This is a genomic window from Gellertiella sp. DMC107, assembly GCF_056313605.1.
In genome coordinates, this window is the sequence record NZ_JBQUZZ010000005.1 from 185,890 (window position 1) to 199,738 (window position 13,849).

The window sequence follows — 13,849 nt, forward strand, 5'->3', positions numbered from 1 at the left end:
CGATGGTATTCCACGGCGGCGTGCGGAACCGGAAAACATTACAAAGATTTCATGCTCCGGACAGTTCTTCGTAAGGTGCGCCCGCCTATATCTGAGGTCATCGAATGAATGCCCCGCCAGAAACGGGGTCCCAGCAAGAGAAGGCAGACGACAATGATCACCCGTATCAAAGGTCTTTTCACCGTGAAATCCGCTCTCCAGGCCTCTGCGGCCGGGCTTATCGCCGCCGGCGTCGTCGTTTCGGGCGTGCCGCAGGGCATCATGTCCGCCTATGCCGCGCCGGTCGCCGTGCAGGCCCCGCAGGTGCCGAGCTTTGCCGATGTGGTGAGCGCCGTGACCCCGGCCGTCGTTTCGGTCCGCGTGCAGACCAATGTCGATGAAACCGCTGCCGAAGGAAACGGCTTTTCCTTCAATTTCGGTGGCGAAGGCTTCGACCAGCTGCCGGACGATCACCCGCTGAAGCGCTTCTTCAAGGAGTTCGGCGGTCCCGGCTTCGATGGCGAGGGTCGTCCGAACCCGCACCGCATGCCGCATGGCAAGGGCCATCTGCGCCCGACCGCCCAGGGCTCCGGCTTCTTCATCTCCGCTGACGGCTATCTCGTCACCAACAACCACGTCGTATCCGACGGCGAGGCCTTCACCGTGGTGCTGAACGACGGCACCGAGCTGGATGCCAAGCTGATCGGCAAGGACAGCCGCACCGACCTCGCCGTCCTCAAGGTGGACGAGCCGAAGCGCACCTTCACCTATGTGAAGTTCGCCGATGACAGCAAGGTGCGCGTGGGCGACTGGGTGGTGGCCGTGGGCAACCCCTTCGGTCTCGGCGGCACCGTCACCTCGGGCATCATCTCCGCCCGTGGCCGCGACATCGGCTCGGGCCCCTATGACGATTACCTGCAGGTGGACGCAGCCGTGAACAAGGGCAATTCCGGCGGCCCGACCTTCAACCTTTCCGGCGAAGTGGTGGGCATCAACACCGCCATCTTCTCGCCGTCGGGCGGCAATGTGGGCATTGCCTTCGCCATCCCGTCCACGGTGGCCGAAGGCGTGGTCAACGACCTGATCAAGAACGGCTCGGTCTCCCGCGGCTGGCTTGGCGTACAGATCCAGCCCGTGACCCGCGATATCGCCGACTCGCTTGGCCTGTCGGAAGCCTCCGGCGCGCTCGTTGTCGCCCCGCAGGAAGGGTCGCCCGGCCAGAAGGCCGGCATGAAGAAGGGCGACGTCGTGACCGCCGTCAACGGCGAGCCGGTCAAGGATGCCCGCGATCTTGCCAAGCGCATCGCCTCGTTCCGCCCCGGCACCAAGGCCGAAGTGACCATCTGGCGCGACGGCAAGAGCCAGGTTCTGTCGCTGGAACTCGGTTCGCTGCCCGCCGACCAGCAGCAGGCGCAGGCCGGTGACCAGCAGAACGAGGAGCAGACCCAGCCTTCGACCGACAAGGCGCTGGCGGGCCTCGGCCTTTCCGTCTCGCCTGCCGATGGCGGCGCCGGCGTTACCGTGACCGAGGTCGATCCCGACTCGGATGCGGCCGACAAGGGCATGAAGCAGGGCGAGACCATCACCTCCGTCAACAATCAGGAAGTGAAGTCTGCCGAGGACATCGAGAAGGTCATCGACAAGGCCCGCAACCAGGGCCGCGCCAAGGCGCTCTTCCAGGTGGAAAGCCAGCAGGGCACCCGCTTCCTCGCCCTCGACATTTCCAACAAGGGCTGATCCCGAAAACAGGAAGGCCTGCCGGCACCGGCAGGCCTTTTTTCCATCGGGCTTGAGCGCGCCACTCCCCGGCGGGGAGCCGGCGCGAGCCCCCTTGTGCCTTGCGAACACGCGGGAGACTCCCAGGATGAACGACACGATGGATTGCGAAGGGAAGGGTCGCGACGCTAAGATCGACTCCATGAAAATTCTTGTCATCGAAGACGATCTGGAAGCCGCCGCCTATCTCATCAAGGCGTTTCGCGAGACCGGCATTGTGGCCGACCATGCGAGCGACGGGGAAGCCGGGCTCTTCATGGGTCTGGAAAACAGCTACGACGTGATGGTCATCGACCGCATGCTGCCGCGCCGGGACGGGCTTTCCGTCATCGGGGAGCTGCGCCGCAAGGGCGTGAACACGCCGGTGCTGATTCTCTCGGCACTCGGCCAGGTGGACGACCGCGTGACCGGCCTTCGCGCCGGCGGCGACGACTATCTGCCGAAGCCCTATGCCTTCAGCGAACTGCTGGCCCGGGTGGAGGTGCTCGGCCGCCGCAAGGGCGCGCCCGAGCAGGACATGGTCTACCGGGTCGCCGATATCGAGCTCGACCGCCTGTCCCACACCGCCCGCCGCGCCGGCAAGGATCTTTTGCTGCAGCCGCGCGAATTCCGCCTGCTCGAATATCTGATGAAGAATGCCGGCCAGGTGGTGACCCGCACCATGCTGCTCGAACATGTGTGGGACTACCATTTCGATCCGCAGACCAATGTCATCGACGTGCATATTTCGCGGCTGCGCGCCAAGATCGAGAAGCCCGGCAGCCCGCCGCTGCTGAAGACCATTCGCGGTGCGGGCTACATGATCAAGGACGGGGACTGAGGACCTTTCACCATGTCGCGTTTCCGCCTGCTTTTCCTGTCCACGGCGGTGCGCCTGTCCGCCCTCTTCATTCTCATCTTCGCGCTCGCGGCTGGCGCGCTGGTGCTCTATGTCACCGCCATGTCGGAGCGGCTGCTGATTGCCGAAATCCGGGAATCGCTCAATCAGGAAGTCTCGGCCGTGCAACGCGCCTATGAGCGCGGCGGGCTTGGCCAGCTCGCCCGGGTGATGGATGTGCGCGCCCGCCAGCCCGGAGCCAATCTCTACATCATCGCCGGTCCCGCCGGGGAAATGCTCGCCGGCAATGTCGCTTCGGTCGCGCCGGGCCTGTTCGACAAGGAGGGATGGACGACCGATCCCTTCCCCTATCGCCGCTACCAGGAGGAAAACGACAAACATCCGCGCATGGCCATCGCCCGCGTGGTGTTTCTCGACAATGGCATGCGCATCCTGATCGGGCGCGACCTCGCGGAGCCCGGGGCGCTGCGCTTCCTCGTGCGGCGGGCGATCTTCATCACCGTCGGCACCATGGGCATCGGGGCGCTGCTGCTCTGGCTCTTCATCGGCCGCAACGCGCTGAAGCGCATCGACCGGATTTCCGCCGCTTCCAAGAAGATCATGGCCGGCGATCTGGCCCAGCGGCTGCCCGTCTCCGGCTCCGGCGACGAATTCGACCGGCTGTCGCTCTCGCTCAACGACATGCTGGAGCGGATCGGCAAACTGTCCGAGGGGCTCCGGCAGGTCTCCGACAACATCGCCCACGATCTCAAGACGCCCCTCACCCGGCTGAAGAACCGGGCAACGGAGGCGCTGGCCGCCGAGGATCCCGAGGCGCGGCGCATGAGCCTCGAAGGCATCCTCTCCGAGGCGGACCAGATCATCCGCACCTTCGATTCGCTGCTGATGATCTCGCGCGTGGAAGCGGGCTCGCAAGCCGCGACGCTGACCGATCTCGACCTTTCCGCCATCGCCGCCGATTGCGTCGAACTCTACGAGCCGGTGGCGGAGGAAGCAGGTTTCCGGCTGGAGGCGCAGATCGCACCCGGCATCGGCGTCAAGGGCAATCGCGAGCTGATCGGCCAGACGCTCGCGAACCTTATCGACAATGCCATCAAATACGGCGACGGCGAAGGCAGCGAGCGGCTGATCCGGGTCAGCCTCACCCATGACGGCGGTGGCGTGGCGCTCTCGGTCTCCGATCGCGGCCGCGGCATTCCCGCCGACCGGCGCGGCGACGTGATGAAACGCTTCGTCCGCCTCGACGAAAGCCGCACCAAACCCGGCACCGGCCTCGGCCTCGCCATGGCGGAAGCGGTGATGGTGCTGCATGGCGGCAAGATCACGCTCTCGGATACCGACCCCACCACCCCCGACCACCCGGGCCTGACTGTCACCCTCAGGTTCTGAGGGTGAGTTCGGCCCAGTCTGCGAAAGACCGGAGCCGTTCCAGCGCCCGTTTCGCCTCATCGAGAGTTTTCGCGCGGGCGCCATACTGCGCTTCATCTTTTTCTTCCAGCAGCCCCCGGAGATTGGCAGCTTGCCGATCCGGTAATTCTTTGCCGAAAGCCTGGCGCAAGAGTTTGACAATCCCCTGATGATCCCCCTGGTTGACTTCACCGAGCCTTCGGGCCGTCAGCGCATCGGCATAGGCGATAGCGCAGAGAATGGCTGTGGAAATGACCGGGTTTCCGATATCGCCGGTGTCAGAAATATCGATGCCACTGGACGCGGATTTCAGGTATGCCCGTGCGATGCGCAGACGTTCAGAGACATAGGTCTCATCCTTCCGCTTTGTGCGACCCGTTCTGACCATGGCGTGCCTCCCTCCGGTCATCCAGATCGTCAGGCCGGCGACCGTCAAGCAGGAGCGCATCGCGCACGGCACTTATCCACCACGGATCGGAGGTGGCCGAGAGATGACGCACGTGACTGAGGTCGAGACCGACAACCGCCGGCACGAAGCCGAGCCGCTGGGAAGGGTCACGCAATCCTTCGCGCAGGCGCTCGACACCTGCGGCCAACCGGCCGACGGGCAGGATGACGCAGATATCAAGATCACTGTCGATACCATCCTCTCCCCGCGCTGCGCTGCCATAGAGGAACAGGCTAAGAGGCTTCAGCTCCCTGGCGGCCAAGCGGATCGTGTCCAGGATTGTCTCGAAACGAGATTTTTCCGCCATGAACAGTGCGGCAAGCTGAGGGGCCAGGGCACCGTTTTCATCAAAGCGGAACACTCTTGCATAGGCGGACCCCACCGCTGCGACCGCACCAAGCGCTTCCAGCGTCGCCAAACCCTGTCGGACGCTCTCTCGGGAGAGCCCGGTAGAGCGCGTGAGGTCCGAAGCCGAAACATATCCTCCGTGCCATAGGAGTGACCGCAGGAGTCGAACATGGGAAAGGGAGCCGAGAATGTGATTCAACGGCCGGCGGACTACGCTTTCGGTATCAATCCGGCTCATAACGCCTCAATGCCCATTGAAATAGTCAATTGCCCATTTTTTTAGGCAATTGCCAAAATAAATGGTCAACTTAACCGCGTCAACATCGAAAACGGGAAGCAGGCATAGGGGAGCTGTCCGCCCATCCCACCCCGATTTCGCCCCTTCCCGCCTTGACATGCATCAAATTGCGGCCAAACGCCTCAAATCCGCGTGTACGGTCTATTCCGGATTGGATTGCGCGCCGCATTTTTGTATTCCACTGTTCCATGTTGTTCTGGATCCTCGTTGCCGTCATGACCGCCCTTGTGGCGATTTTGCTCCTCCTGCCGCTGTCGCGCGCCGGAAAGGGCGCTGCCATGCCCGACGGGGAGGACAGGGAAAAGGAAGCGGCGGTTTATCGCGACCAGCTGAAGGAAGTGGTTCGGGACCGGGAAAACGGGCTGATTTCCGAGGCCGAGGCGGATTATGCGCGGGCGGAAATCGCCCGGCGCCTGCTGGCGGTCGAAGAAGGCCGCGGCACGGGCGAGATCGAATCGCGCCCCTTCCGTCGCCGTCTGGCGGAAGCGCTTGTGATCGTGGCGCTGCCGGCCATCGGCGTTCCGCTCTATCTCCTGACGGGTGCGCCCGGCATTCCCGACCAGCCGCTGGAAGAGCGGCTTGCCAATCCCGGCCAGAACATGGAACTCCTGCTCGCCAAGGTCGAGCGCCACCTGTTGCAGAACCCGGAAGACGGCAAGGGCTGGGATCTCGTCGCGCCGATCTATCTGCGCAACCAGATCTACGACAAGGCAGCCGATGCCTATCGCAACGCCATCCGGCTGGAGGGTGCTTCGCTGGAGCGGTCCGGCAATTTTGCCGAAGCGCTGATCGGCCTGGACGGCGGCAAGGTCGGCGATGAAGCGGTGGCGGAGCTGAATGCGGTGCTGAAACGCGCACCGGGCGATCCCCGCGCCCGTTTCTATCTGGCGCTGAAGCTCGAGCAGGAGGGCAAGCGCGCGGAGGCTTTCGCCGCCTTCCAGGCGATCCGCAAGGATGCGGCGCCCGATGCGAATTATCTCGAACTGGTCGACCGCCACATCGCCGCGACGGATCCTTCGAAGCCCGCGCCGGCGCCGGAGGCGGCTCCGCCCGGCAATCCCGGCGAGGCGGATATTGCCGCGGCCGAGGGCATGAGCGGCGCCGACCGGCAGCAGATGATCATGGGCATGGTGGAAACGCTGGCTGCGCGGCTCCAGAACGAACCGGACAATTTCGAGGGCTGGATGCGGCTTGTCCGCTCCTATGGCGTGCTCGGCATGAAGGACAAGGCATCGGACGCGCTCGCCACCGCCCTGAAGACCTTCCCCGCCGATACGGACAAGGGCGGCCAGCTGAAGGCGCTCGGCGACAGCATGGGCATTTCCGCCGAAGGAGGCAATTGAATGACGCGCAAACAGAAGCGGCTTGCGATTATCGGCGGCGGCGTGGGCTTCATCATGGCTGCCGTGCTGCTGGTCATGTTCGCCTTCGGTCAGTCGGTGTCCTTCTTCTACGTGCCCGGCGATCTTGCCAAGGCCAATGTGCAGCCGGGCACCCGCATCCGCCTGGGCGGGCTGGTGGCGAACGGCTCCGTCGTGCGCGGCCAGGGCTCCACGGTTGCCTTTTCCGTGACGGATACGACCGGCACGGTCGTGCCCGTCACCTATACGGGCATCCTGCCCGACCTCTTCCGCGAGGGACAGGGCGTGATTGCCGAAGGCGCCTTCAATGGGGATGGCAAGCTCTTCACCGCGGATACGGTGCTGGCAAAACATGACGAGAAATACATGCCCAAGGATGTGGCCGACCGGCTGAAGCAGCAGGGCGAATGGCGCGGCGAGGAGGCCAAGACACCGTGATCGTTGAACTCGGCCATTTTGCGCTCGTCATCGCGCTCGTTGTTTCCTTGCTGCTCTCGATCGTGCCGGTTTACGGCGCGGTCATCCGCGACCGCACGCTCATGGGGATTGCCCCCGCCGCGACGCTCGTCAATTTCGCGCTGGTCGCCTTTTCCTTCGGGGTGCTGATGCATGCGCATCTGACCTCGGATTTCTCGGTGATGAATGTCTGGCAGAACTCCCATTCGCTGGTGCCGGCGCTGTTCAAGATCTCCGGGGTCTGGGGCAATCACGAGGGCTCGATGATGCTCTGGTTGCTCATCCTCTCGCTGTTTTCGGCCATGGTCGCGGGCTTCTCGGCCAATCTGCCGGTGCGCCTGCGCACGCTGGTACTGGCCGTGCAGGGCTGGATCGGCTTTGCCTTCTCGCTCTTCATCGTGCTGACCTCCAATCCCTTCATCCGGCTGAACCCCGCCCCGGTCGAGGGGCAGGATCTCAATCCCGTGCTGCAGGATGTGGGTCTCGCGATCCACCCGCCGCTGCTTTATCTCGGCTATGTGGGCTTTTCGGTCTGCTTCTCCTTTGCGGTCGCGGCGCTGATCGAAGGCCGCATCGATGCGGCCTGGGCGCGCTGGGTGCGTCCCTGGGCGCTGGGCGCCTGGGCCTTCCTCACGCTCGGCATCGCCATGGGCTCCTACTGGGCCTATTACGAACTCGGCTGGGGCGGCTGGTGGTTCTGGGATCCGGTGGAAAACGCCTCCTTCATGCCCTGGCTGGCGGGCACCGCGCTGCTGCATTCCGCGCTCGTCATGGAAAAGCGCGATGCGCTGAAGATCTGGACGATCCTGCTTTCGATCCTCACATTTTCGCTGTCGCTGCTCGGCACCTTCCTGGTGCGCTCGGGCGTGCTCACCTCGGTGCATGCCTTCGCTTCGGATCCGACGCGCGGCATCTTCATTCTCGTCCTGCTGCTGCTCTTCATCGGCGGGGCGCTCAGCCTCTTCGCCTTCCGGGCCGGAACCTTGCGCTCCGGCGGCCTCTTCGCGCCGATCTCGCGCGAGGGCGCGCTGGTGCTGAACAACCTGATCCTCACCGTCGCCACCGCCTCGGTGCTGATCGGCACGCTCTACCCCATGCTGATGGAAACGCTGACGGGCGAGAAGATCTCGGTCGGCGCGCCCTTCTTCAACCTCACCTTCGGTCTCCTGATGGTGCCGCTGCTGATCGTGTTGCCCTTCGGGCCGCTGCTTGCCTGGAAGCGCGGCGATCTCGCCGGCGCCTCGCAGCGTCTCTTCGTCGCCGTGCTCGCCGCGCTGGTGATCGCGGCCGCGATGCATTATGCCGAAAACGGCGGGCCGATCATGGCCGTCCTCGGGCTGGGGGTCGGGTTCTACATCGTCTTCGGCGCGCTGGTCGATCTCTGGGGACGAGCGGGCTTCGGCCGCGTCGCCTCCGGGCAGGCCATGCGCCGGCTCACCGGCCTGCCGCGCTCGGCTTTCGGCACGGCCCTGGCCCATCTGGGCTTTGGCGTAACGGTCATCGGCATCGTCGCCGTTTCCGCCTTCGCGACCGAAACCGTGACCGAGGTGAAGCCCGGCGCCGCCATCGATGCGGGCGGCTATCAGCTGCGTTTCGACGGCATGAAGGATGCGAAAGGCCCGAACTATACGGAAAGCCGCGCCCATTTCACCATTGCCCAGGGCGGTGTGACGGTGGGCGACGTCTGGTCGTCCAAGCGCATCTATATGGCGCGCAAGATGCCGACGACGGAAGCCGGCATTCTCACCTTCGGCCTGTCGCAGCTCTATGTCTCGCTCGGCGATCCGACGCCGGACGGCGGCATCGTGGTCCGCGTCTGGTGGAAGCCGACGATTCTGTGCATCTGGCTCGGCGCCGTTATCATGGCCATCGGCGGCTTCGTGTCGCTCTCGGACCGGCGGCTGCGTGTCGGTGCGCCGCGTCGGGCAGCCCACCGGGCCGCAACGCCTGTGCTGGAGGCCGCCGAATGATCCGCAAGCTCGCCCTCGCCTTCTTCCTGATGGTATCGGCCCTGCCGGCGCTTGCCGTCAATCCGGACGAAATGCTCGCCGACCCCGCGCTCGAAGCCCGGGCGCGAAAGATTTCCGCCGAGCTGCGCTGCATGGTCTGCCAGAACCAGTCCATCGACGACAGCAATGCGGAGCTGGCCAAGGACCTCCGGGTGCTGGTGCGCGACCGGCTGAAGCGCGGCGATACGGACGAACAGGTCTTCGACTATCTCGTCTCGCGCTATGGGGAATTCGTGCTGCTGAAGCCGCGCTTCTCGGCCAAGACCCTTGTCTTGTGGGGAGCTCCAGCCGCTCTCATCGCAGTCGGCGGCGCTGTCCTCCTCGTCGCAGCCCTCGGCCGCCGTCGCCAGACGGCGCAACCCCAGCCGCTCACCGAAGAGGAAGAAGCACGTCTGAAGGACCTGCTGAAGGAAGAATAGGTCCGTCTCAGCTCTCGTAGGGAATGCCGAGCCGAATCGACATGGCGCTCTTCGAGACCTGAAATTTCTCCGCCAGTTCCTCCACGGATGCGGGGGACTGGTTCAGGGCCTCCCCAAGCGTGGAAAGCGGCATGAGAATGTCTGCGGCCAACCGGTTCGCCTCAAATTCCATCGGGCGCGGCAGCCCGGAACGATACAGCGCATCATCGTAGATACCGTCGCCGATCCGATCCTGATGCAGCACGAAATGCGCGATCTCATGAGCGATGGTGAATCGCCGCCGGTTGGGGTGGTGCTTCTGGTTCACAAGAATGGCGTAGCCGCTCTTGCCTCCATTGACGGTATCCTTCTGGATACGGCCGGAAATATCGTCCGGCCAATCGACGTAGAAGACGTTGATGCCCAGCGCCTCCGCAAGCTCGATCGTCATCACAGGCGGAGGACGGGAGGTAAACTCCCGGATCATGCGCATCTTTTCTTCCACTCGCATGGTATCCCCTCTCAGCCGGACCGATGGCTCGTTTCACTGTTTGCATCCGCCTTGCGCAAATACTCAGGAGCCGGCGGCATGGATGACGGCTCCTCGCTGGATTGGAGGATCGCCCGCAGATCATCGTTGCTTTTCCTGAACTCCGACAACAGTTCCGTCAAGCGCTCCTCGGCAATTCGCTCCGCAGTCTGCCGGGCGGTGGCCTGGCTTTCGCCCCTTACAAACCCAAAGCCGAACAAGCCGCCGAATACCGCAAGGAGGGCGAAGACCGCCAGCAGGACCGAGAGAAAATCGAAACGGCCAAGCTGAGAGGCAACAGCAATCGTATCGAGCCCGTCGTGAGCTTCGACCTCGGCCATGAGGGAGGGATCAATGAAATGATAATCTGAAATGATGGCAACGAGAAAAACCAAGGTTACCAGATGCAGTCCGACAAATAGAGCCGTGGTGAACTTGCCGTCCATGATGCCTCCCTCCCCAAAGCAGGATGAAGGTATCCGGATTGAAGCCAAAATTAAAGCCTTATCTAAATAAGCACTCAATATGTCCGATGACCCTGCCCTCAATCGAGCAGGGACCAGCTGCCGTCGTCGTTGCGGCAGGCGGAGCCGCGGGCCTGCATCTGCTTGCCGGAGGCGATGATGCGGTGGGTGTATTGCCGGCAGTTCTGGGTGCCGACCTGGTAGGGTGCGGCGGCCATCACCTCGCCATTGGCATCGTCGCCGCGCCAGACGACCGGCTGGCCGGCCGGGGCGGCTTCGAGGGTGCGATATTCCGCTTCCAGCGCCCGCTTGGTGTCGTTGTCGGAAAGATCCGCTTCCGTATTGCCGACGATACCGCCATTGAGCGCCGCGAGAATGCGGGCGGAGGGCGATGGCGGGGCCTTGGAAAACAGGCTCTTGCCCAGATAGGGAGACGTGGTGGTGCAGGCGGAAAGCAGAAGCGCGGCCAGAGGCACCGTCAACAGTCCATGTCTCCAGGCGGGTAACGACGAACGAAGTGCAGACAACCAATTTCTCCTGCCGCGGCGGGGCATCAAGGGGCGGGTGCGACCGTGCTTCGGGCAGAATTGCGGCGGAATTTCAGCCACCCTTCCGGTCTGGCGGTGACCGGCGGGCTCGACCCTCAACCCTCATCCATGCAAGCCGGATGCCGAATGCGCGAAACAGGCGTACCTTCCCGCTATTATGGCGTTGCACAATACAATTTCAATCGCTTCGTCACCACTATTCGTCAGGAAGGGCGTAAAATTGTGCACGACAGCATGCCATCCGCCCTCCCGTCAGACGGCAACCCCCGGAAGAAGAAGCCGCGCCCGCAATCCGCCGGACGGGCTGCGCGACAGGGTGATGGCTCCCTCATATTCGGTGGCAATCTCGTGCACGATGGACAGGCCGAGCCCGGTGCCGGGCTTGCTCTCGTCCAGCCGGCGGCCGCGCTTCATCGCCTCGCGGATCTGGTCGGGCTCAAGCCCCGGCCCGTCGTCATCCACCAGCACCTCCACCCAGGCGCGGCGCTGGCTTTCCTCCTCGGTCGGTCCATCGGCGGGGCTGACGGCGACGCTCACCCGGCTTTTCGCGAAGCGGGCGGCATTTTCGAGCAGGTTGCCGACGGTTTCCTCCACGTCCTGCTGCTCCATGGCAAGCGACAGACCCGGAGGCACGACCGAAAGATCGAAGGCGAGCGAGGGGTTCAGCCGGCGCATGACGCGCAACAGGCGCTCCATCACCGGTTCGGCCTCGCTGCGGGCGAGAACCGTATCGCGCTGGGCGGCGATGCGGGCGCGGTTGAGATAGCTCTGCACCTGCCCCTGCATGGCTTCCGCCTGGCTTTTCACGAGGTCGCCATGGCCCTTGTCCAGCACGCGGGATTCGTTCAGCAGCACGGCAATCGGGGTTTTCAGCGAATGGGCGAGATTGCCCACCTGCATGCGCGCCCGCTCGACGATGCGGCGGTTGCTGTCGATCAGCGCATTGACCTCGGAGGCGAGCGGCTGGATCTCGCGGGGAAAATCCTTCGGCAGGCGTTCGGCCTCGCCACGGCGGATCTTTTCGAGCGCGGCGCGGGCCTGGTCGAGCGGCTTCAGGCCGATCAGGATCGCCAGCGCATTGACGACCAGCGAGCCGATGCCGAAGCCACCGAGCGCGAGATAAAGCCGGTTCGAGAAGGCCTGGATATCCGCCTCCACGATGGCGCGGTTGCCGGACACGCGGAAGCGGGCGGCGCGGCCGTCCTGGTCCAGAACCACCTCGGTCTCGGCCACCTGCACCTTGTTGCCCTGCCCGTCGTCCTCCACGTAGAAGCGCTCGTAATTGTCGTCGAAGGGCACGCTCGCCACCGGCGGCATGGCGAGCTTGGTGGTGCCGAGCGAGGCGGAGGTGAGTGGTTCGGTCTTGAAGTCGCCAAGCGGCTCCACCATCCAGTACCAGCCGGTGGCGGGCTGGGAAAAGCGCAGGTCCCCCAGTTCCGGGCGCCCGGCCAGATTGCCGTTTTCCCCGACGGAGACGGAATTGATGACATTGTAGAGCTGGGCGCGCAGCAGCTCCTGGAAGCCGCGCTCGGAGCCCTGGCGGTAGAGCGTCGAGATCACCACCGCAATCACCACCAGCGCCACCGCCGACCAGAGGGTCGCGAGCAACAGCACGCGGGCGGTGAGCGAGGTGATCCTGCGGCTCACCTGGATTTACCGGGCTTGGCGTCGGGCTTTGCCTCGCCGGGTGGCTGCATGCGGTAGCCGAGGCCGCGCACGGTCTCGATCAGGTCGACGCCCATCTTCTTGCGGAGGCGGCCGACGAAGACTTCGATCGTGTTGGAATCCCGGTCGAAATCCTGGTCGTACATGTGTTCCACCAGCGCCGTGCGCGAGACGACCTCGCCCATGTGGTGCATGAGATAGGAAAGCAGCCGGAATTCGTGGGAGGTGAGCTTCAGCGCCTCGCCATTGACGCTGGCCTTGGAGCTCTTGGTGTCGAGCCGCACCGGGCCGCAGACGATTTCGGAAGAGGCATGGCCGGCGGCGCGGCGGATGAGCGCGCGGATGCGGGCGAGCACCTCCTCCACATGGAAGGGCTTCGCCACGTAATCGTCGGCGCCCGCATCGATGCCGGCCACCTTGTCCGACCAGCGGTCGCGGGCGGTCAGGATCAGCACCGGCATGGTGCGGCTGTTGGCGCGCCAGTTCTCCAGAACGGTGATCCCGTCCATGGTCGGCAGGCCGATATCGAGAATCACGGCGTCATAGGGCTCCGTATCGCCAAGGAAGTGGCCCTCCTCGCCGTCGAAGGCCTGATCGACCACATAGCCGTTTTCCTTGAGCGCCTCGGCAAGCTGGCGGTTGAGGTGGGCATCGTCTTCGACCACGAGAATGCGCATGGATCTGACCTGTCTTCGAAAAAGGGCGGCTGCCTGCAGAATCGCAGCCGCTACATCGGCACCTGCACCCTTATCCTGCGCGGCCGGGACGTGCCATCCCCCTGCACCAGGACGGTGATGACGCAGCTCTGGCCATCGCCGGAGGGCTCGGCGGACAGAAGCTGCCCGCCGGTTTCGTCCACCACCTGCTGGGCGGCGGCGGAACAATCGCCGCCGACATAATGCACCAGCCCCCGGGCGGAAGATGCATCAGGGGTTGCAGCCGGCATGGCGGCAAGCGGCGCCGTCAGGCCGAACAGCCCGAGCGCAAGAACCGTCATGGGTAGCCGCTTCGCCATTGTCACACCGTTGCCGAGGTCTTCATTGATGTCAAATTCTTATCCGATCACGGCTGAATGGCAAATGAATGTGGCCGTGGAAGAGGGCCGCCCTCAGCGAACAATAAGATGGGTGGCGGCCAGCCGTCCGTAAAGGGCCGCAAGCGCGCCTATTCCGGTTGCAATGTCCAGCGCGGCCTCCGCCATGGCCGCCTCGCCGGCCGCGCCCGGATCATGGCCGGATGCACGGATGAGGGTGGCGACAAGGGCCGCCATCGCGCCCCAGACGGCGCGGGACTGATACCAGTATTTGCTGTCGGACATGGTCTTT

At 64.3% G+C, this 13,849-nt stretch carries 16 protein-coding genes; 7 read left to right on the plus strand and 9 right to left on the minus strand.

Going from position 1 to position 13,849, the window contains the following annotated elements:
- The first annotated feature begins 153 nt into the window (after positions 1-153).
- From ACT54B_RS17075 to ACT54B_RS17085, 3 genes are all read left to right on the plus strand, one after another.
- A complete protein-coding gene (locus ACT54B_RS17075; protein ID WP_476046547.1) occupies positions 154-1,716 on the plus strand; it encodes a Do family serine endopeptidase in 1,563 nt (520 codons plus the stop codon).
- Between the two features lie 127 nt (positions 1,717-1,843).
- Positions 1,844-2,575: a response regulator transcription factor gene (locus ACT54B_RS17080; RefSeq protein WP_476046549.1), complete on the plus strand. Its 732-nt coding sequence runs from the start codon at positions 1,844-1,846 to the stop codon at positions 2,573-2,575.
- 12 nt (positions 2,576-2,587) lie between these two features.
- A complete protein-coding gene (locus ACT54B_RS17085) occupies positions 2,588-3,982 on the plus strand; it encodes a sensor histidine kinase (protein ID WP_476046552.1) in 1,395 nt (464 codons plus the stop codon).
- Here the strand turns inward: ACT54B_RS17085 and ACT54B_RS17090 are convergent.
- Both ACT54B_RS17090 and ACT54B_RS17095 read right to left on the minus strand, forming a co-directional pair.
- Positions 3,972-4,388 carry a hypothetical protein gene (locus ACT54B_RS17090; protein WP_476046554.1) on the minus strand — a complete coding sequence of 139 codons (417 nt, stop codon included), beginning with the start codon at positions 4,386-4,388 and terminating at the stop codon, positions 3,972-3,974. The genes ACT54B_RS17085 and ACT54B_RS17090 overlap by 11 nt on opposite strands.
- Positions 4,354-4,866: a nucleotidyltransferase family protein gene (locus tag ACT54B_RS17095; RefSeq protein WP_476046556.1), complete on the minus strand. Its 513-nt coding sequence runs from the start codon at positions 4,864-4,866 to the stop codon at positions 4,354-4,356. The genes ACT54B_RS17090 and ACT54B_RS17095 overlap by 35 nt, the downstream gene beginning before the upstream one ends.
- 416 nt (positions 4,867-5,282) lie before the next feature.
- Here ACT54B_RS17095 and ccmI point away from each other — a divergent pair, with 416 nt between their 5' ends.
- From ccmI to ACT54B_RS17115, 4 genes are read left to right on the plus strand one after another with little or no spacing between them, the layout of a single operon-like run.
- Complete coding sequence (gene ccmI, locus ACT54B_RS17100; RefSeq protein ID WP_476046558.1) at positions 5,283-6,437, plus strand: c-type cytochrome biogenesis protein CcmI; 1,155 nt, start codon at positions 5,283-5,285, stop codon at positions 6,435-6,437.
- Positions 6,438-6,893 carry a cytochrome c maturation protein CcmE gene (gene ccmE / locus ACT54B_RS17105; RefSeq protein WP_476046560.1) on the plus strand — a complete coding sequence of 152 codons (456 nt, stop codon included), beginning with the start codon at positions 6,438-6,440 and terminating at the stop codon, positions 6,891-6,893.
- Positions 6,890-8,881, plus strand: coding sequence for a heme lyase CcmF/NrfE family subunit (locus ACT54B_RS17110; protein ID WP_476046562.1), 1,992 nt, complete (start codon positions 6,890-6,892; stop codon positions 8,879-8,881). Before ccmE ends, ACT54B_RS17110 begins: the two co-directional genes overlap by 4 nt.
- Positions 8,878-9,339, plus strand: a complete 462-nt coding sequence (locus ACT54B_RS17115) for a cytochrome c-type biogenesis protein (RefSeq protein WP_476046564.1) — start codon at positions 8,878-8,880, stop codon at positions 9,337-9,339. The genes ACT54B_RS17110 and ACT54B_RS17115 overlap by 4 nt, the downstream gene beginning before the upstream one ends.
- 7 nt (positions 9,340-9,346) lie before the next feature.
- Here the strand turns inward: ACT54B_RS17115 and ACT54B_RS17120 are convergent, their stop codons facing one another.
- The 7 genes from ACT54B_RS17120 to ACT54B_RS17150 all read right to left on the minus strand — a co-directional run bounded on the left by ACT54B_RS17120 (position 9,347) and on the right by ACT54B_RS17150 (position 13,842).
- The gene (locus ACT54B_RS17120) at positions 9,347-9,829 is read right to left on the minus strand and encodes an ImmA/IrrE family metallo-endopeptidase (RefSeq protein ID WP_476046566.1); all 483 of its coding nucleotides are present in this window, start codon (positions 9,827-9,829) and stop codon (positions 9,347-9,349) included.
- Between the two features lie 11 nt (positions 9,830-9,840).
- Positions 9,841-10,293, minus strand: coding sequence for a hypothetical protein (locus ACT54B_RS17125; protein ID WP_476046568.1), 453 nt, complete (start codon positions 10,291-10,293; stop codon positions 9,841-9,843).
- 98 nt (positions 10,294-10,391) lie between these two features.
- The gene (locus ACT54B_RS17130; protein WP_476046570.1) at positions 10,392-10,793 is read right to left on the minus strand and encodes a hypothetical protein; all 402 of its coding nucleotides are present in this window, start codon (positions 10,791-10,793) and stop codon (positions 10,392-10,394) included.
- A 318-nt stretch (positions 10,794-11,111) separates the two neighbouring features.
- Positions 11,112-12,506, minus strand: coding sequence for an ATP-binding protein (locus ACT54B_RS17135; protein ID WP_476046572.1), 1,395 nt, complete (start codon positions 12,504-12,506; stop codon positions 11,112-11,114).
- Positions 12,503-13,201, minus strand: a complete 699-nt coding sequence (locus ACT54B_RS17140) for a response regulator transcription factor (RefSeq protein WP_476046574.1) — start codon at positions 13,199-13,201, stop codon at positions 12,503-12,505. Before ACT54B_RS17140 ends, ACT54B_RS17135 begins: the two co-directional genes overlap by 4 nt.
- 50 nt (positions 13,202-13,251) lie before the next feature.
- Positions 13,252-13,539: a hypothetical protein gene (locus ACT54B_RS17145; RefSeq protein ID WP_476046576.1), complete on the minus strand. Its 288-nt coding sequence runs from the start codon at positions 13,537-13,539 to the stop codon at positions 13,252-13,254.
- Between the two features lie 93 nt (positions 13,540-13,632).
- Entirely contained in the window at positions 13,633-13,842 is a 210-nt protein-coding gene (locus ACT54B_RS17150) for a hypothetical protein (protein WP_476046578.1), read from the minus strand.
- Between the last annotated feature and the right edge of the window lie 7 nt (positions 13,843-13,849).